The following is a 24,027-nucleotide window of genomic DNA, read 5'->3' as shown; positions in this document are numbered from 1 at the left end:
AGTGCGCAACATCGTCCGCGACGCGCATGACCGGCACATGACACCGAAACTGCGAAGCGCCCTGCGCGCCCGCTGCATGGAGCTTCTCGGGCTGGTCCTGCTGATCTTCGCCGTGGCGGTCGGAATCGCGCTGTGGAGCTTCAATCCGCACGATCCGTCCTTCAACACCTCGACGGGAACGCAGCCGACGAACCTTCTGGGCCGCACAGGCGCAACCATTTCGGATGGGTTGATCCAGTGGCTCGGCCTCGGCAGCGGCATGCCGATCGTCATCCTGCTGGCCTGGGCCTGGCGCATGGTCCGTCATCATGGCATGAGCCTGCCGATCCTGCGGATCGTGGCCGCCCTCGCTCTCCTGCCCGCCAGCGCCACCTTCATCGGCACGCTCCAGCTTCTCATTCCCGGTCTTGAGGTCGACTGGCCGACCGCCAGCGGTCTGGGCGGAGAAATGGGCGTTTCCTGTGCCCACCGCCTGCTCGATGCCGCCCATGCCGAAGCGGGGGCCGCCGGAAATGCGATTGCCGTTCTTCTCGTCCTGCTGCTGATGGGTCTGCTTCTGCCGCTCGCCATGGGTCTCGAAGCCCGCGAATGGCGCGCTCTGGGCAAGACGGCCGTGGTGTTAGGACGCCAGCCCTTCTCGCTCGCCAAGCGCATGAACGGCCCGCAGACATCCGACCATCGACCCGCGCCCGATCCGCGCCTTTATGAATTCCAGCCCAGCCCAGCCGGTGGGGCGCCGGCGGCGGATGCAGCGCCTCTGTCTTTCCTGCGCCGCAGCTTCGGCAAAAGCGATCCGCGCTCACGCCCCGAGCCGTTTGTGCCGCAGAATACCGGCTGGATGCAGCCCCCCATGGACACGCAGGACGATCCCTACAGCCAACCAGCCGCAGAGACGCGTCCGGTCAGCCGGACAGAAGCCGCAGCTGCTCGTGCCCGCCAGATCACCGTCCCAGAAGAGGAAGACGCGCCTTCCAACCCCTATGCCGAGCGTCTGGCCCAGATCGCCCGCCAGCGCGACACGCCGCTGCCGCCCGTCCGGCGTCAGATTGACGACGAAATGGACGAGGATCTGCCCCAGAGCAGCATCGACACACCGCCCGAACCCGAGCCGCAAAAGCGCGGCCTGTTCGGAATGCGCCGTCCGGAACGTCCTCCCGAGCCTGTCGCCCCGCGTCCCGCCGCGCCACGCAATGCCGTGACGACGGGCTGGGAACTGCCCCCGCTCGCCCTGCTGAACCCGCCGCCGCCGCACGCCGTAACAGGGCCGTCGCAGGAGACGTTGCAGTCCAATGCGCGCCTGCTGGAGAGCGTTCTGGCCGATTATGGCGTGCAGGGCACGATCGGCGATATCCATGCTGGTCCAGTCGTCACGCTGTACGAACTCGAACCCGCACCGGGCATCCGCTCATCCCGCGTGATCGGGCTCGCCGACGACGTGGCGCGCTCGCTTTCAGTTCTGAGCGTGCGTATCGCGACCGTACCGGGACGCAACGTCATCGGCATCGAGGTGCCCAACGCCAAGCGCGAGACGGTCTATTTCTCTGAACTGCTTCGCACGCCGGAATGGCAGAACGGAAACGGCCGCCTTCAGATCGCGCTCGGCAAGGATATCGCCGGCGTTCCGGTCTATACAGACCTTGCAAAAATGCCGCATCTGCTCGTTGCGGGTACGACGGGTTCGGGTAAGTCGGTCGGCGTGAATGCCATGATCCTGTCGCTGCTCTACCGGCTCAGCCCGGAAGAGTGCCGCCTGATCATGATCGACCCCAAGATCCTCGAACTGTCGATCTATGACGGGATTCCGCATCTCCTGACCCCGGTCGTGACGGAACCGACCAAGGCCGTCAGCGCGCTCAAATGGACCGTGCAGGAAATGGACCGCCGCTACCGCCTGATGGCGCAGCTTCAGGTCCGTAACATCAACGGCTACAACGAGCGCGTGAACCAGCTCCGCTCTTCGGGCGAGATGGTGACCAAGCGCGTCCAGACCGGCTTTGATCCCGAAACGGGCCGCCCGGTGTTTGACGAGCAGCAGGTCGCAACGGAAAACCTGCCCTATATTGTCGTCGTCATCGATGAGATGGCCGACCTGATGATGGTCGCGGGCAAGGAAATCGAGACAGCCGTACAACGTCTGGCCCAGAAGGCCCGTGCAGCCGGCATCCACGTCATCATGGCGACACAGCGGCCGTCCGTTGACGTCATCACCGGCACCATCAAAGCCAACTTCCCGACCCGCATTTCCTTTCAGGTCATCAGCAAGTTCGACAGCCGCACGATCCTTCAGGAACAGGGCGCCGAACAGCTTTTGGGCCAGGGTGACATGCTCTTCATGCAGGGCGGTGGCCGCATCACGCGTGTCCACGGCCCGTTCGTGGCGGATGAGGAAGTCGAAGCCGTGGTGGCGGATCTGCGCTCCAAGGGCGATCCGATCTATAACGATGATGTGGTATCCGGTCAGGATGACGACAGCGCGGGCGGCCTGACGGCAGGCGCCAGTTCGGGTGGTGACGGAGAAGGCAGCCTGTTCGATCAGGCCGTAGATATCGTGATGCGTGAAGGCCGTGCCTCCACGAGCTTCATCCAGCGTCATCTCTCGATCGGATACAACCGTGCGGCCAAGCTGATCGACCAGATGGAAAAGGAAGGCATCATCGGCGCCGCCAACCATGTAGGCAAACGCGAGATCCTGATCCGCCGCAAGGAAGAGCATGAAGACTGACCGGAAGGAGCGTATCCGGCGCGCGAAGGCCTCGCGCAATTCACACAAACCACGGCGCCTGCCTCAACAGGCCTCTTCCCTGGCCCCGGAAGGACCGCGTACCCCATTCCACCACGGCATGGACATTCCCGTCCTTCTGGAAACCCCTCGCTTCCTGATTCTGGACAAACCGGCCGGTCTAGCCGTGCATCCCGGTCCCTCCACGCAGGATTCCGTTGAGACACGGCTGCTCCCGCATCCGCGCGGGGGACCGTGGCTGGCGCATCGGCTGGACGCGGATACGTCCGGCTGCCTGCTGGTCGCGCGACGCAAGACAGCGTTGATCGAAGCGCAGAAGGCGTTTCAGGAACGGCAGGTCCGTAAGCTGTACTGGGCCGTCGTGGTAGGCGATCTTCCGCAGGATAGTGGCGAGATCGACGCGCCGCTTTTACGTCAGTCTAATGCCTCGGGCTGGCGGATGGCCGTTGATGCGAAGGGCGACGAAGCCCGCACGCGCTGGCGGATTCTGGGACGTGGCGAGGGTCTGTGCTGGCTGGAGCTGGAACTGCTCACCGGGAGGACGCATCAGGCGCGCATCCATTGCGCAGAACTGGGAACGCCAATCCTTGGCGATCCGCTTTATGGAGCGCCCGCTCCGGACGGCTCAGCCCTGCCAGGGCTGCATCTTCTGGCGCGCAGTCTGGAACTGAACCTGCCATCCGATGCGCTCAGCGCGCAGGCCCTGCCGCCGAAGTTCATGGCGACGAGCCTGCGGACGATGGGCTATGAAACCGGTGCTCAGTCCTGAACGAGCTTCAGGGACCCAGCCACGCTGCGGACGATGATGTGATCGCGGCCATCGCCGACCTTGCCGGTGGCCGTAATCGTCCGGACCTCTTCTGAATTGCCGGATTCTTTCTCCCAGTTCCCCACCTGCACCGTAAGACCGAGGGACTGCTGGAGAGGGAGTGTCGCCTCTGAACGGCGCTGTTTCAGGCGGATGTCGAATGTTCCGCCAAAGCCATGCGGCAGATGGATCGTCATATCACCGCTGATCGTGCCGATATCGATCGTGCGCATCTGGGAGGCAGCGTCGAGCATCAGGGTCATGTCTCCGCTGACACTGCGGATCATGATATCCCGGGCGGCATGATCGAGAGTGCTCTCGCCGCTCATGGTGCGGATGGAGACGGCCCCGTCCGCGTGATCCAGCGTGACGTTTCCACTCGCGCTGCGAACCTCAACGGCTCCGGCGGCGTGCTCCACATCCAACGCACCGCTGACCGTATGAACGTTGAGCGGGCCGTGGGACTGCGTGACATGGATGTCACCGCTGACGGTCCGGACGAACAGGGCGCCGTCAGACGTCCCGACGGCGACATTTCCGCTGACAGTGGAGAATTTTCCGCCTTCGGGCAGGGTGGACTGAGAAATATCGTCCGAAATGGCGGATTGACTCAGCGGTGCCGCACAGACCGGAAAGACCAGTGCTGTCCCGAGGACAAAAACGGGAAGAGAGAACATGAAACGGATCATGGGATGGGTCTTTCCGGCTTCAGAACTGTGCAGAGGCAACGGGACGATTGAGCAGAGCGGCATGAACGCCGCGCGCAATCGCCCAAGCCGTAAGGATGCCCCAGGCGAGCGTCAGCCCCCATGGCACCACCATCAACACCAGTCCAAGACCGCCCGTGATGGCACCTAGACCCGCGACCATGAGATGGATCATCCCGATAACCGTCAGGGTCAGAACGCCGTACCAGAACATCCGGATCTGCCAGTCCAGCTGCGCGCGCTTCAGCCCCATCGCGGAGCGGCGGCCTGAATGCGCGATTATCACCCCGATCAGGGCGGTCACGCCCGTAAAGAAGCCTGCGATGTACAGGGCATAAACCAGCAGGACCAGATCGCGCCCTGCTTCAGTGTCGTAACCACGGCCGTAACGGTTTGCGGGTTCATACGGGGTATAGGAGGCGTACATGCGGGAAAGCTCCTCTGAGAAAAACTCGATAGCAACCCTGATGCATGAACCGTGCCAAAACCGATTTTACTGATGTTCTGTTAAAATCGGCCAGTTTGAAAACCAAAAAACTGGCGAATTACGCCAGTCCGACGACGAAATCTACTCGGCCAGAGCGCGGAAGCGTTCCGGCAGCGGGCCACGTCCGGCCAGAAAGCCCCTCAGGCCCACAACGAGCGCGACCAGCAGGACGATGTTCCAGGCCACGAAAATCCCAATCGGCAGCAGGAAGAGAAGCTGACCCGGACCTGAACTTCCCGGCGGTTGCGTCATGAAGCACGCCAGAAACAGAGCGGCCGAACCGATAATGAATGCCACATCATACCAGAACAGGCGCACCAGCCAGTTCAGATGTGTCCGTTCCATTCCGACACTTGATCCGCACAAAATATAGGCAAGGATCACACCCACCAAAAGGCTGATCCCCGTAAAGAAGCGGGCGATATAAAGCGCATAGACAAGCAGGACGCCGCCCTTGTTCACACTACGGCTGAAGTCACGGGAAGGTCTGGAGAATTCGCTCAAGCGCATTTCCTTAATGGAGGTTTAAATGAAAACGCCCGGCCAGAGGGGCCGGGCGCATGGTCACTCGATGGTGATACCCGGAAAACTCTAACGGCCCAGTTTGCGGAGTTTTACGCCCTGCATGAGCCGTTTTTCGATGACTGCAAGAGACATGCCCCGGGTCTCGGGGACGAACAGGATCGTCAGCAGCAGGAACAGCGCGTTCAGAACGGCGAAGAGCCAGAACGTGCCCGCCGTTCCCAGCGTCTGCATGAGCGTCAGGAAGCTGACACCCACCAGAAGATTTGTCATCCAGTTGGTAAAGGTCGAAATGGCAATCCCGAAATCACGTCCGACCAGCGGCTGGATTTCGGAACACAGGACCCATGTCAGCGGACCCGCCGACATGGCGAAGCCGGCGCAGAAGATCATCAGCAGGAAAACTGCCGCGATCTGCGAGGACTGCGTAGTCATGCCAGTCTGGAGCAGCATGGCCAGCATGCCCATGCCGAGAGCCATGACCGTGAAGCCCGCATAGAGGATCGGCTTACGGCCCCAGCGATCAACCAGCCCCACGGCCACGAAGGTCGCAAGCATGTTCACCAGACCAATGATGGCCGTACACCACATCTGCGACTGCGCATCGAAATGCGCCGCCGCGAGAATGTTGGGCGCGTAATACATGACGATATTGATGCCTGCGAGCTGCTGCATCATCTGCAACATGACTCCCAGCGCTACCGACCGCCGAAAGTTGGAGTTGGTGCGGAAGAGTTTGAAGCCTTCCTGTTTCGTATCGAGCTGCTCGCGGATTGCACGGATTTCCTTGGCAGCTTCCAGCGGATCTTCGCGCAGGTCGAGCAGGATCTGCCGCGCTTCCTTGTGACGTCCCTGCGCCATCAGCCAGCGCGGGCTATAGGGCAGGAACAGCACGCCGATCAGGAACAGAATGGCCGGAATGCCCGCCACGCCAAACATCCAGCGCCAGTTACCGCTATAGGAAAAATACGTGTCGGACAGGAAGGCGATGAAAATGCCGACCGTCACCATGAGCTGATAGGTCGAGACCATCGCCCCGCGCGCATCTTCGCTGGCAATTTCAGACAGGTAGAGCGGGGCTGTGAAGGCGGAAATCCCGACCGCGATCCCCATGACCACCCGGAAGGAGATCATGGACGCAACAGACCAGCTCATGGCACAGCCGATCGTCCCGAGCACGAAGATCGCACCGCCGACAATCAGCGAATGTTTCCGCCCGAGTGCCTTGGACATCCAGCCTGCACTGAGCGCACCCACCGCCGCACCCGCCATCATGGAGCTGACGACCCATTCCAGAGCAATAATGGAAGCGTGGTATTCCTTTCCAAACAGGTCCAGTGCACCTGCCACTACCCCGATATCAAGCCCGGACATGAGACCCGCCAACGCCGCGATCACGCCAATGGCGATAATTTTGAAGCGCGTTGCGTCAAAAATGGATGTGCTGCTGTCATCCTGCGGCGAAATGGTCCCTGTCATTCCGGGCTGATCATTCATAGGCCAGTGCGTTCCTCTTACTCAGTCATAAAATGACACCAATCTTTCATGAGGATGTCATATCCGTAACCTATAACACAAAACCGTTTACAGCGGGAGCGCATTGCGGAGTTCGCCGACTGTGAACCCGTTCCAGTTCCGCATGGTCTGCGTGACTGTTGCATCCAGAACGTCGCAGTCTGCGGCATCCCGACACAGCGTCTCACCACCGAAACGACGCAGCAAGGCGGACATTGCGACTTCTGCAGCACGGTTAGCGCCATCATCGGTCTTGATGGCCAGACCAAGGCCCAACTCCGGCAGGGAGGCGATCATCACGCCTTCTGCACCCATCTTTACAAAGGCCCGTGTGCCGAACCGGTCCATGATTTTCGTATCATAGCGCCCTGTCCCGGCGACCATGAACGGATTGGCCGCCACAGCCTCACGAAGACGTGTGGCCGCACGGAAACGCCCTTTGGACAGTCCGGTTCCCGCACCGAATTTTGCAAAACCTTTCGCGAGAACTTTCAGAGGCACCGCATAAGTCGGCATGGAACAGCCATCCATACCACGATTGCTGTCGTCATGCGGCGTATCCATCATGGCGGCCAGCACATCCGTCACGCGACGCTGGATCTCGTGAGAGGGCTGGATATAGCCGGTTGGGTCGACGCCCTGATCGCAGGAGAGGCACACCATACCCGCATGTTTGCCGGAACAGTTATTGTGCAGCGAGCAGGCGTTTTGATGGGCAGCGGCCAGAGCGCGGCCCGCGGGTTCATAGGTCGGCCAGTGCGCTCCACATTCCAGGGCGCCGACATCCCGCCCCACGGAAGCAAGCATCGTAGCAGCCATTTCGGCATGGGCCTTTTCGCCGCCATGCGAGGCGCAGGCCAAAGCCAGCGCGTCACTGCTCAGTCCAAGACGGTCGGCCGCGCCACTTTCCACCAGTTCGATGGCCAACAGGGATTTGACGGTCGAGCGCGGGAAGACAGCGGCATCTACGTCACCGCAGGACCAGACCACGCTGCCATCGGCATCTACGACGACGGCCCGGCCCAGATGATGGGATTCCACACGTCCGCCGCGCGTGACCTCGGCCAGAAGGCCCGACTGTGCTGCCATTTGCTTGTTCCCCTGTTTCCTATGATGTCTGTCATGACGTTTCTGGCCCGAGCACATAGCACGGACGACCGTCCTGACGATCTGGCATCAGCCAAGGCTGAATCAGGCGCCGCCGAACCTTCACGACCCCTAGCTCTCCCGCTGCCGAGATATCGGCAAGATCTTCCGCCAGGTGCACCGCGCTGCGGAAGACAAGGCCATCCCCCAGTGGCAGGGCATTATTCACGTAAGCCCGGGCAGTTTCGACATCCGTCAGATGATATAAAAACGCCTCCCCAGCCGGCGGCTGAAAACCGGCAGGACTGAGGAAACAGGCTTCAACATCCTCAGGACGCAGATGAGTGAGCGGAGGCACCCAGTTCAGGAGATCAGGCTGCTCTATCGAGGGTGCAGACGCACTGGATTGCGTGTTCTCTGAACGCGGTCTCCGCGATCTGGGCAAGGTTTCGAACGGTAGCGCCGGCGACGGAGAACGGCGACGGCTCATCCGCCTCAGCCTGCTGAGGTCTTCGGACGCCGCACTGGCGTGACACCAGCTTTCTGGCAGGCCGCACACAGGCCTTCAATTTCCACGGTCGCTGCTTCGGCTTGGAAGCCCATGCTCTGCGCAGCGTGGTGCAGCACTGGGGCGATGGCCTCCTGTTCCAGCTCCCAGGCACGGTCGCAGCCGCGGCAGATCAGAAACTGCGCACGGTGCATGCCTCCTTCGTCATGATGAACACAACCATGTGGACATTCCACGGCGTGCGAACAGCCGACAAAGGCGCTCAGCCGCTCCAGACGGTGGATCAGGCTGTTCTCAAGCAGGAACTCCAGAGCGCGGTAAACCGTAGGTGGCGCGGCTTTCGGATGAGCCGGGCGCAGTCTGGACAGAAGATCATAGGCGCCGGAAGGCTTTTCGCTCGACAGGATCAGACCCAGCACGAGGCGGCGTGTTTCCGTCAGGCGTTGTCCGTTGCGTTGGCACCATTCGGCCGTGCGGTCGAGACGTTCCGTGACTTCGGGCGAAAAGATGAGCGTGTCAGCGATGGCAGAAGAATCCGGCATAAACGTCAATATGGCATCCCCGCCCTGCTTTGCCGAGAGACCTCACCACAAACAGGCGTCAAGCCGCGAACTGACGCACCAGATCCTGGATCGCCTTCGGATCGCTTTCCAGCATGACCTGTCGGCGGAGCTGGTCGCAGTCTTCGAGCGTAAGGGTGCGGATCAGGCGTTTCACGCGCGGCAGAGAGGCGGAATTCATGGAAAAAGACCGCAGACCCATGCCAATCAGTAGCGCCACCACCCGGGGATCGGATGCCATCTCACCACAGACCGAGATCGGACGGCGCGCCCGCAGCGCTGAATCCACAGCCGCCTCAATCAGCCTCAACACACCGGGATGGAGCGGGCTGTAACGATCTGCCACCATGGAATCGGCACGGTCCACGGCAAGTGTGTACATCGTCAGGTCATTGGTGCCGAGCGCCATGAAATCGGCGTGTCGGGCCAGCGTATCCACAGTAAGGGCCGCGGCCGGCGTCTCGACCATGATTCCCAGCGGGGGCACCGGGTCAGGGAGCGTGTGTCCCTTGCGCTTAAGGCGGCGTACTACCCGTTCGTAAATCTCGCGAGCTTCCAAGATCTCGTCCGAAGACGTGACCATCGGTAACAGGATCCGCACTTGGCCGGGAGGTACGCCCTCTTCAGGCTCTGCGGCCCGAAGGATAGCCGCAAACTGCGTCTCCAGAACCTCCGGTACGCGGAGCAGAAGCCGCACGCCCCGCAAACCCAGCGCAGGATTGTCGCCATCTGCAACCTGCTCCGCCAGACCCAGTCTGCGCATGCAGGCACGCCCCTTCTCACCGCCCCAGTCCAGCACGCGGATCGTCACGGGACGTCCGTCCATGGCCTGAACGATGGCGCGATAGGTCTCCGTCTGACCGTCTTCGTCAGGCAGATCCTCACGTTCGCCAAACAGGAACTCGCTACGCAGCAGACCAATGCCTTTCGCGCCATTGCGCAGGAGCATCGGCATTTCCGCCGGGAGTTCCAGATTGGCTGAAAGCTCGATGTCCTCGCCGCTCTGAAGCTCGGCCGGAAGGCGCTTGAGGCGCCCGAAAGCCCGCTTTTCCTTGGCTTCGCGCTGCGCGGATTCCGCAGCCAGACGCAGCTCGCTCTCATTAGGAGAAAGCGTGACGGTGCCGAGATGCCCGTCCACGACCAGCATTTCGCCTTCCTGCACCTGCGCCATGAGGTTCGGCACGGCAAGGATGGCAGGAATGTCGAGCGCACGCAGCAGAATCGCCGTGTGATCCGCACCGCCACCGCCCTGTGTGACGACGGCCGCGACCCGGGCCGGGTCGATCATAGCGACATCGGCCGGACGCAGTTGCTCAGCGACCAGAACAGACCCCGGAGGCAGGCTGGAAAATGCGCGATAGGAAATGCCGGTCAGGTTTCGCACCAGACGACGACCAATTTCCTCAAACTCTCCCGCCAGACGCAGATTGGCGTCGGCTTCCTGCGTGTTGTTCTCGTGCGCCACGGCCTCGGCCATGCGCGAGACCTGCAACGCCAGCTCATGCGTCACTTCTGAAACAGCGGCTTCGGCGCAAAGTCCGTCGTCGGCAATCCGGCTACGAACCTGACGCAGCAGACGCGATGAACCAAGCATCCGTTCATAGACCATCAGAAGGGAGGCAATTTCCTCGCGGCCCTCTTCCGGCAACCCGACCAACCGGTCTCGCATCTTTTCAATCTGGTGCAGCGCCCGTGCGACCGCCTCATCCAGCCGGACACCCTCGGCTTCCGGTCCGATGGCACTGTAGCGCTCGGTAATGTCGGGAAGGGGAAGTTCTTCAACACGCCCTGCCGGACCGAGCGCCATGCCCGGCGTGATGGCCTTGCCCTGAAGGAAAACACCTGAGCGCGCACTGCGGCGGGATGTGCGAGGAGAGCGGCTGCGGGTCGATCGGGGGGGCGTTTCAGTCACGCTCGCCGAACCCGTCCGCGATCAGGGCCTGTAGCGCGTCGAGCGCTTCGGCAGCCTGCGGGCCATGGGCACGCAGCGTGACGTCCTGCCCTTCTCCCGCGCCCAGCATCATCAGCCCCATGATCGACAGGGCAGAGACAACATTGGTGCCATGGGCGATCGTGATCTCGGCGTCAAAACGCTCGGCCGTCGTGACGATTTTGGCAGCGGGACGAGCATGAAGGCCCAGATGATTGACGATGGTAACGGTACGCGGCGGAACAGAAAGGGTCGTGTCGCTCATTCAGGGAACCAATTCAATGAACCGGCAGCGTACAGGCACGCGGCCCGCCATGGAGACAGGGGTCGGGAAGCTGTGACGCCACGGCTATATACTTCCGCCCAGCCATTGTGGCCTTTTCCACGCAGCCTGCAAGGTCCAGGTCCCGCCTTGTTTTCGCCAGCTTGACCAGCATGGGCACATTCACGCCCGACACGACCTCAATATGCCCTGGCTCCCGCAGGGAGAGCGCCAGATTGGACGGCGAGCTTCCGAAAATATCCGTCAACAGCAGCACTCCGTCCCCGGTATCGAGGCGTTGGAGCAGGCGCTCGGCGGCTGGCCGGAGAAGTGCCGGATCATCATCATCCGCCACGCCCACCACACCGACCTGGGTCTGGGGTCCCACGACATGAACCAGCGTTTCCAGCAGGACATCCCCAAGGCGCCCATGCGTTACCAGCATCAGTCCGATCATACCGTTGTGTCCTGTGAAGGATCCTGGGGGGGAACGGCCCAGCGCCAGGACGCCAGCCCCTTGCGGGCGAGTTCGCGGTGCAGGACCATCATGGGCCCGACCGGTGCGGTTTTCGGGAGAATGCGGGCCAATTCTTCAACGATTGTCACTGAGCGGTGGCGACCGCCACTGCACCCGATGGCGATGGTCGCATATTTCTTGCCTTCAGCCACAAACCGAGGAAGCACAAGTTCCAACAGGCTCTGGATATGGCCGAAGAATGCGGGATAGGCTGGGTCCGACTTCACGTATTGCACAACCGCCTCATCCAGCCCGGTCATGGGCTGAAGCAGGGGATCATAATGGGGATTGCGCAGGAAGCGTGCATCAAAAACCATGTCCGCCTCGCGGGGCAGACCGGACGGATAGGCAAAGGACATCAGTGCAACCGTCAGCCCTTCACCACCTGCGCTGCCAAAGCGCGTCTCAATCAGCTGACGCAATTCCGGCGATGGAAGGTCAGATGTGTCGATAACGAGATCCGCGTTGGCCCGCAGCGGAGCCAGAAGAGCAGTCTCCTGTTCAATTCCTGGGAGGACCGTGCCGCTGGTGACCAGCGGATGGCGACGGCGCGTGGCGGTGAAGCGACGCAAAAGGATTTCGGGTTCGGCGGTGGCGTAAAGAAGCTGGACCGAGCAGTCCGGCAGAAGTCGGAGGCGTTCGAGCTCTTCCAGTACACGGGAGGCCTCGAACCCGCGACTGCGGACGTCGATCCCGATGGCCAGATTCTGCCCGGCCCGTGAGGCGAGCGCCTGGATCAGGTTCAGGGGTGGGTTATCCACGACCTCATGACCCAGATCTTCCAGAACCCGCAATATGGATGATTTTCCCGCCCCGGACAGACCCGTCACGATCAGGATCCGGCGGGAACCATGATCATATCCGGATATGGAGCCAGACTCGGGATGGTTCGCCGATGCCATGTGCCACACTCTAGCCGTTTTTCTTTTTGTACGGAACTATTTCGCATTTTCACGTTTTTGCAACATCGCCTCCAGCTCCCGCCACCCATTCATAAGGCCCGCAGCAGGCTTTGAGGGCGGCCCGGATCCGCGCCACCGTTCCCGGAAAACCGGGCTCCAGATACAGCATGACTGCTCCCGTCCACGGGTCCCGGCAGGGCTCTGGCAGACGGGTCTGCCCTTGGCCCAGACAGACCCGCAGACGCACCGTCGATTTTGTGACAAAGGATGTCTTAAGGATACCAACCCCCCGGACCTCAATCAGCCCCGCAAGGCGTTCGGGGGCGGACGCCACAGCACCATCCAGCAGGACCCGGTCATCCGCCACGAGATCGAAACCCGCATCCATCAGCCGCAGGGCCAGTTCGGATTTCCCCGATCCGGGTGGGCCGGAAATCAGTACGCCGTCTCCGTTCCATGCCACGCAACAGGCATGAACCGAGCCTTCAGGCAGTAAGGACAGGACGGACATGATGGATTGCGACCTCCACAGGAGCGGACTAAGACCTTGGGCCAGACAGGGGCATGATGGATCCCTGACATGGAGCAGGACCACGAACCCATGGGCGCATCCTCCCCTCGCCAGACCGTCACCGTACATGGAGACGAAGTCATCTGCACCGATTTCAGTGGCTTCGGTCCGGACGGGGACCGTCCCGGCCGGCTATCGGATGAATGTCAGGCAGCACTTTCCGCCATTTCCGAAGCTCTGGCCGATCATGGCCTCACCCTGGGCCATACCCGACACGTCGCCGCCATGATCCGCGAAGGGCAGACTTTTACTCATTGTCAGGCTGCCCTGAACGAGGCCCTGGCGACAGCAAAACCCGCGCTAACCCTGCGCATCGTGCAGCGTTTTCCCCTACCCGAGCAACGCATCTCCCTTAGCTTGACCGCCGTTCCACATAAATAACAACAAAACACATCATTTTATGGCGTAAATGACCATTTTTATAGTTTTTTGGCTTTAGTCAGCTTTTACGAAATAGATTTAAGGCGCGAAAAATAAAAATTGGCACGCTTCATGCATTGAAGATTTCCAGACGCCATGAACGTCGGATTTCTCTTCAGGAGCTTCACGCCATGATCCGCTTTTCTTTCCTTCTGACCTGCGCCGTGTCTGCCAGCATTGCCCTGTCACTTCAGGCTGCTCAGGCCACCCCGACACAAGCCGAGACCACTCCGGCCAGCACCGCGCCGGCCAACACTGACAAGGTCAGCATGACAGTCAATCTGTCTTCGCTGGATCTTACGTCCCGGAGCGGCTGGGAAACGGCAACGCAGCAGGTTATTCAAGCCTCCCGCGCCGTCTGCAACCAGCTTCAGGAAGAGAACTGGCCGTTCGCAGTCGACGTGACTGACTGCGAACAGGATGCTCTCTCCGATGCCCGGGTCAGTCTGGATAACCTGCGCGACCGACAGCGAGCCAGCCGCCGGAACGGGCATATCTTCCTCGCCCTGTCCGCCAGAAAGTAACCGTCATGGCCCGACATCTCCTCCTGGTGCTGGTCCTTGCTCTCCCCTTTGCGGCGACGCTCGTGCCAGGCGTGATCGACGGGCTATCCTCGGAACCGGCCATCACCGTTCAGGCCCCGGCCAGACTGTCAACCTCAGGACGCACGGGGCAGCCGCACCACGAAGCAGGCGCCGCGGATCGTCCCGGACGCATCCATCCGGTTCTCCGCGAACAGACTGCCACGCAGGGCGTGAATGATCTGCCGGCTGATCGCGAGGCCGAGACCGGAATGCTGGCCGAAGTTTTCGGTCTGGGGCCGCTCTGAATAGAAACGGTCAAAAATGCTATCGAGCTTTCCGGGCGGAATGCCGGGGCCCTGATCGGTGATGGTGATTTCAACCACACTGCCGGTCCCGGGCCCCTCCCCGGCGATATCGCGCGCGCTGGCATGCAGGGCAATGATACCTTTTGGTGGTGAGAACGACACTGCATTGCCGATCAGGTTGCGCAGAACCTGCACCAAGCGATCTTCCACAGCCAGCGCCTTCAGTGGTGGATCCTGATCGCGGACATCGAGTCGGAGAACGGGATCGTTTTCCCGACGCGTTGTCTGGTGCATTTCAGCCAGAATAGAGAGCAGTGCCACAACAGAGACCGGCTCTGGACGTACGCGGGAAAGTTCAGCGTCGATACGGCTGGCGTCGGAAATGTCCGTAATCAGACGGTCCAGCCGTTTGACGTCACTGTTAATGATGCCAAGGAGCCGTTCGCGCCGTTCGGCGATCTGGATGCGCGGCAGGGTCTCGATGGCGGAACGGATAGACGAAAGCGGATTCTTGATTTCGTGGCTGACATCGGCGGCGAAGCGTTCGATGTCGTCCATCCGTGCCCAAAGCGCCAGCGCACTGCCCCGGAGCGAGCGGGCCAGAACGCCGATTTCATCACGCCGGGCCAAAAGCCGCTCGGGCACAAGGTCTTTGCGGCCATCCGTCTCGCGCATGTCGTTGGACGCACGCGCCAGCGTCAACAGCGGACGGGCGATCGTAAGCGACAGGTACCAGGACAGCAGAACCGTCACGAGCAGGGCTGCCAGAACCAGCGACAGGATCGAGGAGCGAACGGCGAAAAGCGTGCGGTCCACCTCGGGCGCATGACGTGTGAGCTGGATTTCGCCAACAGTCACACCATCGCGCACAACCGGTTCCACAACCGTCACGACAAGCTGGTGGTCCTTGGTGCGCCGGATGAAGGGCGGCAGTTCGGCTTGCGAATGAAGCGGCTGGGCGTCATGCGGGCCATCCATGGCGGTATCGTTGGTATCGAGCGTCACTTCCTCACTGGAGGTCAGCGGCAGAAGCGACAGCAGCCAGTCGTAGAAACTTTCGAGAATATTATTCCGGGGCGGCTGCCACGATCCCCCATCGACAGGGTCAGGAGCAGCATGATCCTGTTTGCCACGCGAGGCCGTGCGACTGTCCACGACAAGCTTGCCGTCCGGATCGAACAGCAGGGCATGGGCGTTGGGACTCGGTTCGGTCAGACGGGCCAACAGGGGGCGGGCCTGCGCCACGTCCAGCTCCAGATTGCCACCGGGCGCCGGATGACCGGGCGCATGGGCGCTGATGCGGACGGCGGACTGGCCGAGAGCTCCGGCATAGATATGAGCCTGCTCGCGCAGGGCATTGACGTCGGTTTCCAGCAGGCCGTTCTGGAACTGGTCCAGAAACAGAAGCGTGACGGCCAGAAGGGCGAGCGGCAGGGCGTTGAGCAGCAGGATCCGCACCAGAAGCGGCGAAGCAAGACGCTTGCGCGACAGGGACATCTCCGATGCCTGACGGGGCCGCAGACGCTTCAGGATCTTTGCGCCGATCTTCCGAAAGGCCTCACCCAGCCCCGCGCGCGCCGATTCGGCACGCCGACGCTCCCGGCCCTGTTCGAGCCGGTCAGCGTCCAGCGCCTGACCTGTCGGGAAAGAGGCGGAGTCATCATTCACGCGCGCTTACTCGTCCCGGTAACGGTAACCGATGCCGTAGAGCGTCTCGATCTGGTTGAACTCATCGTCCACCTGCCGAAACTTCTTGCGGACGCGCTTGATATGGCTGTCGATCGTGCGGTCATCGACATAGATGTTGTCACCATAGGCAGCATCGATGAGTTGATCGCGCGACTTCACCATTCCCGGACGCAAGGCCAGAGCCTTGACCAACAGGAATTCCGTGACCGTAAGTGCAATGTCCTGCCCATCCCACAGACACTGATGGCGCGTCTCGTCCAGCGAAAGCTTGCCACGCACGATGGCGGAGCCGACGGCTGCCACGCCCGTGGCCTCGGCCCGGCTGGCATCCTGACGGCGCAGCAGGGCGCGGATGCGCTCGATCAACAGGCGCTGGGAGAACGGCTTGGTGATGTAGTCGTCAGCCCCCAGACGCAAGCCCATGAGCTGATCCAGTTCCTCGTCCTTGGACGTCAGGAAAATCACCGGCAGGTTCGAACGCGCACGCAGGCGCTGGAGCAGTTCCATGCCGTCCATACGCGGCATCTTTACGTCCAGCACCGCAAGGCTGACGGGGCGCGAGGTGATGCCCTGCAGTGCGCTTTCGCCATCAGTATAGGTATGAACGGTAAATCCTTCAGCTTCGAGCGTCATCTGGACGGACGCAAGAATGTTCCGGTCATCGTCTACCAGCGCAATGATCGGCGCGGCGGAGGCTCCGGACGGCGTCTGCGAGGCAGGCGCGGGCGGCGCGTAGGGGGTTCGGGGCGTCTCCATGAGGGGTCCGTCTGCTAAGAACTGTTGCGACTTTTTACCTATAACCCATGATCCATGATGGCGGAAAATAGGCTTTTCAATGACATGATGCGTCGTTATGCGATGGCACAACCCTTGTCTTTAGGACAATCAGCGTTATCTCCTGAAGACGAACGGGGCCGCATGATGGCCCGTCCCACCACAGAAGGTCGTGACATGACAGACCACAATGCCTCGCCGGAAACGGCCCACGACGTGCCTGAACAGGGCGTCGAGACCTCCGGCACCGACACTCCGGGCATGAACGAGACCGGCGGTGAAACGCTGGAAGAGACAACACCGGAAGCCCGGATCGAGGCTCTTGAAGCCGAAGTTGCCGAACTGAAGGACCGCTGGGTCCGTTCCGAAGCCGAAAGCCAGAACATCCGCACCCGCGCCAAGCGCGATATTGAGGATGCGCGCCAGTACGCCATCCAGAAATTCGCCCGTGACGTGGTTGAAGCTGCCGAGAACCTCCAGCGCGGCCTGGCCTCCCTGCCTGCCAAGACGGAAGGTGAAGACGTCCTCATCACCAAGCTGCGTGAAGGAATCGAAGGGACTGAGCGGTCCTTCATCAACATTCTCGAACGCCATGGCATCACCTGCGAAGACCCGACCGGCAAGCCGTTCGACGCCAACCTGCATCAGGCCATGGCGGAACAGCCGTCCGACCAGCACCCGTCGGGCCATGTTATGCAGTCCTGGACGCCGGCATGGCTGCTCAAGGGCCGTCTGCTGAAGCCGGCTATGGTCGTGGTTGCCAAAGGCGGCGCACAGGCCGCACCGCAGGGCGTCGACAAGACGGTCTGATCCCTTCCCCGCGAAGGACCGGAATCCCACGTAGGGGATTTCTTTGCGGAACGCCTGCCGGAATGGTTGGCGTTCCGCAACACCCTGCTAAAGTCGGCCCATGAGTCGCATTCTTGTCATAAAGCTCGGCGCCTTGGGCGATTTCGTTCAGGCCTTTGGAGCTTTCGCGTCCATCCGGGCCGCTTTTCCGCACGCCACCTTTACCCTTCTGACCACTGCGCCTTTTGTGGATCTGGCCCAAGCCGCGCCATGGTTTGACAACATCCTGACGGATGAGCGCCCGTCGATGAGCAATCTGCCAGGACTGTGGCGGCTGTCACGGAAACTGCGCGGCTATGACCGGGTCTTCGATCTTCAGACGTCGGGACGTTCGAAAACCTATTTCCGCCTCGCCGGACAACCCGCGAACTGGTCCGGTATTTCAGAAGGCTGCTGCCATCCACATGGCAACCCTTCGCGCAATGACATGCACACGCTGGCCCGACTGGACGACCAGCTTCTTGATGCCGGCGTCACTCCCCTGCCCCGCAGTGTTCCGCGCTGGCTCAAAGGGCATGGACCCGAAATCGCAGCACCCTATGCCGTTCTGGTACCGGGCGCCGCACCTCACCGCCCCCAGAAACGCTGGCCCAGCTCCCGCTTTGCCGAAATCGCCAAAGCCCTTGTGGCAAAGGGAATCAGACCGGTTATCGTAGGAACACAGCCTGAAGCGCTGCTGGCGCAGGACATCCTGCGCACCTGTCCAGATGCCCTCGACCTGACGGGCCGGACCACGCTCGTAGAGCTGGCGGGCGTTCTGGATCGCGCGCAGATCGTGATCGGCAATGACACCGGCCCGATGCATCTGGCCGCTGCGATGGACACGCCCTGCATCACGCTCTTCGGTCCTGACAGTGATCCACGCCTGACGGCCCCCCTCACGCCCACGGCAGGCCGGACGGATCTGATCGTGGTGCCTGATCTGGCGATGCTGCCCTCTTCCCGCGTCGAGACCTGCATGGAGGCAATGCTCTCCCGATGACCCGGGTCCGCTGCGTCATGATGCAGAAGAACGAGGCGACACTGCTGGAGCCTTGGATTCTGTGGCACGCGGCGATCTTCGGTTTTTCAAATCTGACCGTCATCGACAATGGTTCAACCGATCCGGCCGTTCTGGACATCCAGACGCGGTATGAAGTCAAAGGGGTCCGGATCGTCCGGGATCATGCGTCTCCCACGGATTTTCTGCACAAGGGAGACGTTATTGCCGGGATTATCCGGCAGTGGGACGTAGAGAATGCCTGCGATTTTGCCGTACCATTGGACTGCGACGAGTTCCTGACGGTCTTTCTGGACCAGCTTTCGCTTGATCCGGAAGTCATCCGGCGGCAGTTCGATTATCTGATACAGGAAAACGCTACCTTCATCACGGACCGGCTTCTACTGAACGTGCCGGAAGCTCCGGATTACTATCTTCCCCAGATCGTGCGGCGCGGGCTGTTCCGAGCGCAGACGATCGTCGGTCTGGACCGGGGGTTTCACAACCCGCAGAGCATCTACCCCAAGCGCTACGTCCGCACGCCGTTCGTGCATCTCCATCTGCACAATCGCCCAGATTATGAAGAAATCCGCCGTTTCGCGCGGCAGAAACTGGCTGCTGCGGAACGCGGCGAGACGCTGGAGCACCCTCAGGACGGGACGCATCTGCACTTCTACTTCCAAACAGGCGCCGCGGATTTTGCCGCCGGATATCGGCCCGTCCCGAATATCTATGCTCCCGTGATCGCAAATCGCCTGCGGGAGCTGGGAATTGATCCGGATATCCTGCTTGGAACCGGCGATACCATTCCGCGTCCGCCCCTCAACATTCCACCCGGCTTTGTCGCGCATCGGGCACGGGAGGACAGGCAGCAGCACGAATACCGGGTATTCGATCCGGTTTTCTACGTCCAGAATAACCCGGATGTAGCGCAGGATGCCTATTATGGAATCTGGCCAATCATCCATTATCTTACTTGTGGATGGGATGAAGGCCGAGAGTCCGATCCCGGCAATGTTCCGCCGCTTATCCTTCAGATGGACAAAGTGACCTGAAAACGGACTGTCTGTCCGTCTGGGGGTTGCAGCGCAGCGGGGATTGAGGCCATTTACCGGTTCGTTTTTCGGCAGAGCGATCTGCCGTTCCCACTCGCACAGGAGCGATCTCCATGCCCGCCATCACACTCCCCGACGGAAGCGTCCGCACATTCGACGGGACGGTGACGGGCACGACGATCGCAGCTTCCATCGGGCCGGGCCTCGCCAAGGCTGCCATGGCTATGGAAGTGGACGGCAAGCCCGTCGATATCAGCACCGAAATCAGCAGCGATGCGTCCGTAAAGTTCGTCACCCGAAAGGATGAGGACGCGCTGGAAATGATTCGCCATGACGCAGCGCATGTTCTCGCAGAAGCTGTGCAGTCCCTGTGGCCTGAAACACAGGTCACGATCGGGCCGAGCATCAAGGACGGGTTCTACTACGATTTCTCCCGCGAGAAGCCGTTCACGCCTGAAGACTTCCCGGCCATCGAAGAGAAAATGCGCGAGATCGTGGCGGCCAACACGCCCTTCGTCCGCGAGGTCTGGGGTCGTGACGAAGCCATCCGCTTCTTCGAAGAAAAAGGCGAAGACTTCAAAGCCGAGCTGATCCGCGACCTGCCGGAAGACGAGCAGATCTCGATCTACCGTCAGGGCGAATGGCTCGACCTGTGCCGTGGCCCGCATCTGCGCACCACTGGCGATGTCGGCACGGCATTCAAGCTGATGCGCGTGGCCGGGGCCTACTGGCGTGGTGACCACCGCAACCCCATGCTGACCCGCATCTACGGCACCGCCTGGCGCGACAAGAAGGAGCTGGACGCCCATCTCCTGCGCCTTGAGGAAGCCGAGAAGCGCGACCATCGCCGCATCGGCCGCGAGATGGACTTGTTTCACATTCAGGAAGAAGCCGTCGGGCAGATCTTCTGGCACAGCAAGGGCTGGCGCCTGTACACCGTCCTTCAGGACTACATGCGTCGTGCGCAGGAACGGAACAACTACGAGGAAGTCCGCACCCCGCAGCTCGTCGACCGCGCACTTTGGGAGGCTTCGGGCCACTGGGACAAGTATCGCGAGAACATGTTCATCGCGACCGTCGAGGACGAGGACAAAACGCTCGCGCTGAAGCCCATGAACTGCCCGTGCCACGTGCAGATCTTCCGCCATGGCCTGCGTTCCTATCGTGAACTACCGCTGCGAATGGCGGAATTCGGTGCATGCCACCGTTACGAGCCGTCAGGCGCTCTGCATGGCATCATGCGTGTCCGCGGCTTTACGCAGGACGACGCCCATATCTTCTGCACGGACGACCAGATTGCGGACGAGACCGCGAAGTTCGTGAAGATGCTGGCGGAGGTCTATTCCGACCTTGGATTCGATACCTTCCGCGTGAAGTTCTCCGATCGTCCGGAAACGCGTGCGGGCTCTGATGAAGTGTGGGACCGTGCGGAAGGCGCACTCAAGAAAGCCTGTGAGATCGCGGGCGTTGAGTACGAATACAATCCGGGTGAAGGCGCGTTCTACGGCCCGAAGCTGGAATTCGTGCTGACCGACGCCATCGGCCGTGACTGGCAGTGTGGCACGCTTCAAGTGGATTACGTTCTGCCAGAACGTCTGGATGCGTCTTACATCGGCGAGGACAGCAACCGTCACCGCCCGGTCATGCTGCATCGCGCGATTCTCGGCAGTTTCGAGCGCTTCATCGGCATCCTGATCGAGCAGTATGCTGGCAAGTTCCCGCTCTGGCTGGCGCCGACGCAGGTTGTCGTGGCGTCCATCGTCTCCGACGCTGGCGATTACGCCAACGAAGTGGCTGCGACGCTAAAAGCCGCGGGACTCCAGGTCGAGACCGACACCCGCAGCGACAAGATCAACGCCAAGATCCGCGAACACAGCCTTGCGCGCGTTCCGGTCATCCTGGTCGTGGGGCGCCGCGAAGCCGAAGAGCGCAAGGTGGCCATGCGGCGTCTGGGAGGCGCGGCACAGGAGATCCTGTCCCTCGACGACGCCGTCGCAGCCCTTGCGAAAGAGGCACAGGCCCCTGACATCGCGCGCTTTGCAAAGGATTAAGCGTAATCCCCTTGCACCGGGCGTAAGGCAGGACTATGTGCAGAAGGAACGGGATCGGGAATGGCCGTATCCCGCCTTTCTTCGTGAAGGCGGATACTGGTGACTAGACCCGAACGAAACTGATGACAGGAGCTGACCATAGCTAGACCGCCGATGCAGGCCGCGCCCACCCGTGAAGGACCGCGCGTCAACGAGGAAATCCGTGTTCCGCAGGTTCGTCTGATTGACGAAGAAGGCGAAATGCAGGGCATCATGACGACCCGGGATGCCATGATGCGCGCTTTTTCGGTGGGTCTCGATCTGCTGGAAATCAGCCCGACTGCTGTTCCTCCTGTCGTGAAGATTCTCGACTACGGCAAGTTCAAGTATGAGCAGCAGAAAAAGAAGAACGAAGCCCGCAAGAAGCAGAAGGTCGTTGAGATCAAGGAAGTGAAGGTCCGTCCGGGTACGGGCGAGCATGACTTCCAGACGAAGCTCAAGGCCATTCACAGCTTTCTTAACGAAGGTGATAAGGTCAAGATTTCCCTGCGCTTCAAGGGCCGCGAAATGGCCCATCAAGAGCTTGGCATCAAGATGCTTGAGCGTATCCGCCAGGAAGTGGAAGAAAAGGCGAAGGTGGAGCAGATGCCCCGCCTTGAAAACCGCCAGATGCTGATGGTGATTGCACCCCGCTAAGGGATGCGTTCAGCCCGCACAAAAAAACCGGCCACCCTTTCGGGATCGGCCGGTTTTTTTGTGGCCCGTCCGTCAGGCGGCCTCGGCTTCGAGATTCGTCCGATAAAGCGCGACAAACTGCCGCAGCATTCCTGCGATCTGGGCGACCGGGGTTTCCCAGTCCCCCGAACGGGGCTGGCGAAAAATCCGCATGCTCGGATACCAAGGCGTCGTCGTAGCGGTTTCGCCCCAGCGCCAGCATGCATCGCTGCGTGAGATCATCCAGACCGGCAGGCCGAGTCCGCCAGCCAGATGCACAATGGACGTATCCACACTAATCAGCAGGTCTACACCGTAAAGCCGGGCCGCTGTATCAGCGAAATCCGTGATCCCGTCTGTCACATCGATCACGGGCAGGCCCGTTTCGACAATCTGGTTTTTGGGCATGCCTAGCTGGAAACTAACGAAACGAATGCCATCCACCTCCATCAGGGGAGCGAGTTTCTCCAGAGGCACGCTCCGCCGGCGATCAACCTGCGTGGCAACAGGATCATGCGCCCTGGGATCACCGTTCCAGACAAGGCCGACAATCAAATCGGGCTGCGCCGTGGTTTCCGTCAGACTCTGGCGAAGAGCGCCTCCTTCCCCGATCTGCTCTTCGACGGGAACGGACAGGTACGGACAGTCAGGCGCTGTGGACGGCGTCATCTTCAGGCGGAATGGCAAGCCGACCATCGGGCAGTGCAGATCCAGATGCAGCGCAGGATCGAACACCGAGACGATCTGATCGATCCCTTCCACCCGTTCCAGAAGCCTCACCAACGGGATGGGCACCTGAACCACGACCGTCGCTCCGCGCGCTTTAAGCAGAGGCACGAAGCGGATGAACTGGAGTGTATCGCCATAGCCCTGTTCGTGATGAACCAGAATGGTCTTGCCGTTCAGGTCTTCCCCTTCCCATTGCGGGACAGTGAGATCTGTGCGCGGGGTCTGGCAGCAGCGCCACCGCCATTCATATTCCCGCCATCCAGCGTCGAACTTTCCGGTTTTCAGGAGACTGACAGCACACCCGAAACGACAAACGCCGTTTTCGGGAGCCAGTGCGATGGCCCTGTCATAATACGGCAGAGACTCCTCGCTTCGGCCAAGGCACTGCAGGGCGTGCGCAATATTGTTGATGGCCGGGACATGGTCAGGGAAAAGCGCGTCGCCGGTTACGGCATTCTCAAGGGCGTCATCGAACAGACCCCTGCGGGCCTGAACCAGACTGAGATCGATGTAATAAGGGGCCTCGGACGGCTTCTGCTGAATCGCGACTTTCAGCGCCCTCTCTGCACCGTCCAGATCTCCGGCTTCCAGACAGACAATGCCCAGACGATGCCAGATTCTCGGGGCGTGCACGTTCATGTGCAGGCTCTTGAGATAGAAGCTGCGCGCCTGCGGCCAGTCCCTGAAGCGTTCATAAAGACATCCTGCCAGAAACATGGAATGGGTATCCTGAGGCAGGGTCTGGATGCCTTCATGCAGCTTTTCGAGCGCAGACGGGATGTCACCTGCCTCACCAAGAGCGAGAATGTCCTGCGCCAGCAAACGGAAAGAGTTGGGCATGAAG

At 61.1% G+C, this 24,027-nt stretch carries 24 protein-coding genes; 9 read left to right on the top strand and 15 right to left on the bottom strand.

The window, feature by feature from the left end; genetic code table 11:
- Position 1: 1 nt before the first annotated feature.
- Both GSP01_RS02575 and GSP01_RS02570 read left to right on the top strand, forming a co-directional pair.
- Positions 2–2,722: a DNA translocase FtsK gene (locus tag GSP01_RS02575; protein WP_141350374.1), complete on the top strand. Its 2,721-nt coding sequence runs from the start codon at positions 2–4 to the stop codon at positions 2,720–2,722.
- Complete coding sequence (locus GSP01_RS02570) at positions 2,712–3,509, top strand: RluA family pseudouridine synthase (protein ID WP_141350372.1); 798 nt, start codon at positions 2,712–2,714, stop codon at positions 3,507–3,509. The genes GSP01_RS02575 and GSP01_RS02570 overlap by 11 nt, the downstream gene beginning before the upstream one ends.
- Here GSP01_RS02570 and GSP01_RS02565 read toward each other — a convergent pair.
- The 12 genes from GSP01_RS02565 to GSP01_RS02510 form a co-directional block, all read right to left on the bottom strand.
- Complete coding sequence (locus GSP01_RS02565) at positions 3,500–4,237, bottom strand: DUF4097 family beta strand repeat-containing protein (protein WP_167495460.1); 738 nt, start codon at positions 4,235–4,237, stop codon at positions 3,500–3,502. The two genes, GSP01_RS02570 and GSP01_RS02565, sit on opposite strands and share 10 nt — an antisense overlap.
- A 19-nt stretch (positions 4,238–4,256) precedes the next feature.
- Positions 4,257–4,682 (bottom strand): hypothetical protein, encoded by a 426-nt coding sequence (locus GSP01_RS02560; RefSeq protein ID WP_141350368.1) that lies wholly within the window; start codon positions 4,680–4,682, stop codon positions 4,257–4,259.
- A gap of 141 nt (positions 4,683–4,823) precedes the next feature.
- Positions 4,824–5,252, bottom strand: coding sequence for a hypothetical protein (locus GSP01_RS02555; protein ID WP_141350365.1), 429 nt, complete (start codon positions 5,250–5,252; stop codon positions 4,824–4,826).
- 81 nt (positions 5,253–5,333) lie between these two features.
- Positions 5,334–6,761, bottom strand: coding sequence for a sugar porter family MFS transporter (locus tag GSP01_RS02550; RefSeq protein WP_141350363.1), 1,428 nt, complete (start codon positions 6,759–6,761; stop codon positions 5,334–5,336).
- 87 nt (positions 6,762–6,848) lie between these two features.
- Positions 6,849–7,868, bottom strand: a complete 1,020-nt coding sequence (locus GSP01_RS02545) for an asparaginase (protein ID WP_141350361.1) — start codon at positions 7,866–7,868, stop codon at positions 6,849–6,851.
- A gap of 31 nt (positions 7,869–7,899) precedes the next feature.
- Positions 7,900–8,355 (bottom strand): hypothetical protein, encoded by a 456-nt coding sequence (locus GSP01_RS02540; protein WP_141350359.1) that lies wholly within the window; start codon positions 8,353–8,355, stop codon positions 7,900–7,902.
- 5 nt (positions 8,356–8,360) lie between these two features.
- Positions 8,361–8,915: a Fur family transcriptional regulator gene (locus GSP01_RS02535; protein WP_141350357.1), complete on the bottom strand. Its 555-nt coding sequence runs from the start codon at positions 8,913–8,915 to the stop codon at positions 8,361–8,363.
- Positions 8,916–8,973: 58 nt separating this feature from the next.
- On the bottom strand, positions 8,974–10,845 hold the full coding sequence (ptsP, locus tag GSP01_RS02530) for a phosphoenolpyruvate--protein phosphotransferase (RefSeq protein ID WP_141350355.1): 1,872 nt from the start codon (positions 10,843–10,845) through the stop codon (positions 8,974–8,976).
- Positions 10,838–11,128, bottom strand: a complete 291-nt coding sequence (locus GSP01_RS02525; protein ID WP_141350353.1) for an HPr family phosphocarrier protein — start codon at positions 11,126–11,128, stop codon at positions 10,838–10,840. The genes ptsP and GSP01_RS02525 overlap by 8 nt, the downstream gene beginning before the upstream one ends.
- 13 nt (positions 11,129–11,141) lie before the next feature.
- Positions 11,142–11,582 (bottom strand): PTS sugar transporter subunit IIA, encoded by a 441-nt coding sequence (locus tag GSP01_RS02520; protein WP_141350351.1) that lies wholly within the window; start codon positions 11,580–11,582, stop codon positions 11,142–11,144.
- Positions 11,579–12,544: an RNase adapter RapZ gene (gene rapZ / locus GSP01_RS02515; RefSeq protein ID WP_141350349.1), complete on the bottom strand. Its 966-nt coding sequence runs from the start codon at positions 12,542–12,544 to the stop codon at positions 11,579–11,581. Before rapZ ends, GSP01_RS02520 begins: the two co-directional genes overlap by 4 nt.
- Positions 12,545–12,593: 49 nt before the next feature.
- Complete coding sequence (locus tag GSP01_RS02510) at positions 12,594–13,055, bottom strand: HPr kinase/phosphorylase (RefSeq protein WP_141350347.1); 462 nt, start codon at positions 13,053–13,055, stop codon at positions 12,594–12,596.
- 69 nt (positions 13,056–13,124) lie between these two features.
- Here GSP01_RS02510 and GSP01_RS02505 point away from each other — a divergent pair, with 69 nt between their 5' ends.
- Both GSP01_RS02505 and GSP01_RS02500 read left to right on the top strand, forming a co-directional pair.
- Positions 13,125–13,496, top strand: coding sequence for an endoribonuclease L-PSP (locus tag GSP01_RS02505; RefSeq protein ID WP_228123726.1), 372 nt, complete (start codon positions 13,125–13,127; stop codon positions 13,494–13,496).
- A 170-nt stretch (positions 13,497–13,666) separates the two neighbouring features.
- Positions 13,667–14,059, top strand: a complete 393-nt coding sequence (locus GSP01_RS02500; RefSeq protein WP_141350345.1) for a UrcA family protein — start codon at positions 13,667–13,669, stop codon at positions 14,057–14,059.
- A gap of 134 nt (positions 14,060–14,193) precedes the next feature.
- Here the strand turns inward: GSP01_RS02500 and GSP01_RS02495 are convergent, their stop codons facing one another.
- Positions 14,194–15,861 (bottom strand): stimulus-sensing domain-containing protein, encoded by a 1,668-nt coding sequence (locus tag GSP01_RS02495; RefSeq protein WP_228123754.1) that lies wholly within the window; start codon positions 15,859–15,861, stop codon positions 14,194–14,196.
- A 177-nt stretch (positions 15,862–16,038) separates the two neighbouring features.
- Entirely contained in the window at positions 16,039–16,809 is a 771-nt protein-coding gene (locus GSP01_RS02490; RefSeq protein ID WP_141350341.1) for a response regulator transcription factor, read from the bottom strand.
- A gap of 162 nt (positions 16,810–16,971) precedes the next feature.
- Between GSP01_RS02490 and GSP01_RS02485 the strand changes: the two genes are divergently transcribed.
- The 5 genes from GSP01_RS02485 (at position 16,972) to infC (ending at position 22,436) form a co-directional block, all read left to right on the top strand.
- Positions 16,972–17,637, top strand: coding sequence for a nucleotide exchange factor GrpE (locus GSP01_RS02485; RefSeq protein WP_174787523.1), 666 nt, complete (start codon positions 16,972–16,974; stop codon positions 17,635–17,637).
- A gap of 100 nt (positions 17,638–17,737) precedes the next feature.
- The gene (locus GSP01_RS02480) at positions 17,738–18,658 is read left to right on the top strand and encodes a glycosyltransferase family 9 protein (RefSeq protein ID WP_141350339.1); all 921 of its coding nucleotides are present in this window, start codon (positions 17,738–17,740) and stop codon (positions 18,656–18,658) included.
- A complete protein-coding gene (locus tag GSP01_RS02475) occupies positions 18,655–19,710 on the top strand; it encodes a glycosyltransferase family 2 protein (protein WP_141350337.1) in 1,056 nt (351 codons plus the stop codon). The genes GSP01_RS02480 and GSP01_RS02475 overlap by 4 nt, the downstream gene beginning before the upstream one ends.
- A 113-nt stretch (positions 19,711–19,823) precedes the next feature.
- Positions 19,824–21,761 (top strand): threonine--tRNA ligase, encoded by a 1,938-nt coding sequence (gene thrS, locus GSP01_RS02470; protein WP_141350335.1) that lies wholly within the window; start codon positions 19,824–19,826, stop codon positions 21,759–21,761.
- Positions 21,762–21,914: 153 nt separating this feature from the next.
- On the top strand, positions 21,915–22,436 hold the full coding sequence (gene infC, locus GSP01_RS02465) for a translation initiation factor IF-3 (protein WP_141350333.1): 522 nt from the start codon (positions 21,915–21,917) through the stop codon (positions 22,434–22,436).
- A 72-nt stretch (positions 22,437–22,508) separates the two neighbouring features.
- Here the strand turns inward: infC and GSP01_RS02460 are convergent, their stop codons facing one another.
- Positions 22,509–24,023 (bottom strand): tetratricopeptide repeat protein, encoded by a 1,515-nt coding sequence (locus tag GSP01_RS02460; protein WP_141350331.1) that lies wholly within the window; start codon positions 24,021–24,023, stop codon positions 22,509–22,511.
- Between the last annotated feature and the right edge of the window lie 4 nt (positions 24,024–24,027).

The sequence above is a fragment of the Gluconobacter sphaericus NBRC 12467 genome (assembly GCF_006539125.1).
Classification (GTDB): Bacteria; Pseudomonadota; Alphaproteobacteria; order Acetobacterales; family Acetobacteraceae; genus Gluconobacter; species Gluconobacter sphaericus.
This window is presented reverse-complemented; position numbering and strand designations above follow the sequence as displayed.

Excerpts from the sequence above, each read along its gene's own strand:
- GSP01_RS02570 (WP_141350372.1), top strand. The coding sequence starts at position 2,712 with ATGAAGACTGACCGGAAGGAGCGTATCCGGCGCGCGAAGGCCTCGCGC.
- GSP01_RS02565 (WP_167495460.1), bottom strand. The coding sequence starts at position 4,237 with ATGATCCGTTTCATGTTCTCTCTTCCCGTTTTTGTCCTCGGGACAGCA.
- GSP01_RS02560 (WP_141350368.1), bottom strand. The coding sequence starts at position 4,682 with ATGTACGCCTCCTATACCCCGTATGAACCCGCAAACCGTTACGGCCGT.
- GSP01_RS02555 (WP_141350365.1), bottom strand. The coding sequence starts at position 5,252 with ATGCGCTTGAGCGAATTCTCCAGACCTTCCCGTGACTTCAGCCGTAGT.
- GSP01_RS02550 (WP_141350363.1), bottom strand. The coding sequence starts at position 6,761 with ATGAATGATCAGCCCGGAATGACAGGGACCATTTCGCCGCAGGATGAC.
- GSP01_RS02545 (WP_141350361.1), bottom strand. The coding sequence starts at position 7,868 with ATGGCAGCACAGTCGGGCCTTCTGGCCGAGGTCACGCGCGGCGGACGT.
- GSP01_RS02540 (WP_141350359.1), bottom strand. The coding sequence starts at position 8,355 with ATGAGCCGTCGCCGTTCTCCGTCGCCGGCGCTACCGTTCGAAACCTTG.
- GSP01_RS02535 (WP_141350357.1), bottom strand. The coding sequence starts at position 8,915 with ATGCCGGATTCTTCTGCCATCGCTGACACGCTCATCTTTTCGCCCGAA.
- GSP01_RS02525 (WP_141350353.1), bottom strand. The coding sequence starts at position 11,128 with ATGAGCGACACGACCCTTTCTGTTCCGCCGCGTACCGTTACCATCGTC.
- GSP01_RS02520 (WP_141350351.1), bottom strand. The coding sequence starts at position 11,582 with ATGATCGGACTGATGCTGGTAACGCATGGGCGCCTTGGGGATGTCCTG.
- rapZ (WP_141350349.1), bottom strand. The coding sequence starts at position 12,544 with ATGGCATCGGCGAACCATCCCGAGTCTGGCTCCATATCCGGATATGAT.
- GSP01_RS02510 (WP_141350347.1), bottom strand. The coding sequence starts at position 13,055 with ATGTCCGTCCTGTCCTTACTGCCTGAAGGCTCGGTTCATGCCTGTTGC.
- GSP01_RS02505 (WP_228123726.1), top strand. The coding sequence starts at position 13,125 with ATGGAGCAGGACCACGAACCCATGGGCGCATCCTCCCCTCGCCAGACC.
- GSP01_RS02500 (WP_141350345.1), top strand. The coding sequence starts at position 13,667 with ATGATCCGCTTTTCTTTCCTTCTGACCTGCGCCGTGTCTGCCAGCATT.
- GSP01_RS02495 (WP_228123754.1), bottom strand. The coding sequence starts at position 15,861 with ATGTCCCTGTCGCGCAAGCGTCTTGCTTCGCCGCTTCTGGTGCGGATC.
- GSP01_RS02490 (WP_141350341.1), bottom strand. The coding sequence starts at position 16,809 with ATGGAGACGCCCCGAACCCCCTACGCGCCGCCCGCGCCTGCCTCGCAG.
- GSP01_RS02485 (WP_174787523.1), top strand. The coding sequence starts at position 16,972 with ATGATGGCCCGTCCCACCACAGAAGGTCGTGACATGACAGACCACAAT.
- GSP01_RS02480 (WP_141350339.1), top strand. The coding sequence starts at position 17,738 with ATGAGTCGCATTCTTGTCATAAAGCTCGGCGCCTTGGGCGATTTCGTT.
- GSP01_RS02475 (WP_141350337.1), top strand. The coding sequence starts at position 18,655 with ATGACCCGGGTCCGCTGCGTCATGATGCAGAAGAACGAGGCGACACTG.
- thrS (WP_141350335.1), top strand. The coding sequence starts at position 19,824 with ATGCCCGCCATCACACTCCCCGACGGAAGCGTCCGCACATTCGACGGG.
- infC (WP_141350333.1), top strand. The coding sequence starts at position 21,915 with ATGCAGGCCGCGCCCACCCGTGAAGGACCGCGCGTCAACGAGGAAATC.
- GSP01_RS02460 (WP_141350331.1), bottom strand. The coding sequence starts at position 24,023 with ATGCCCAACTCTTTCCGTTTGCTGGCGCAGGACATTCTCGCTCTTGGT.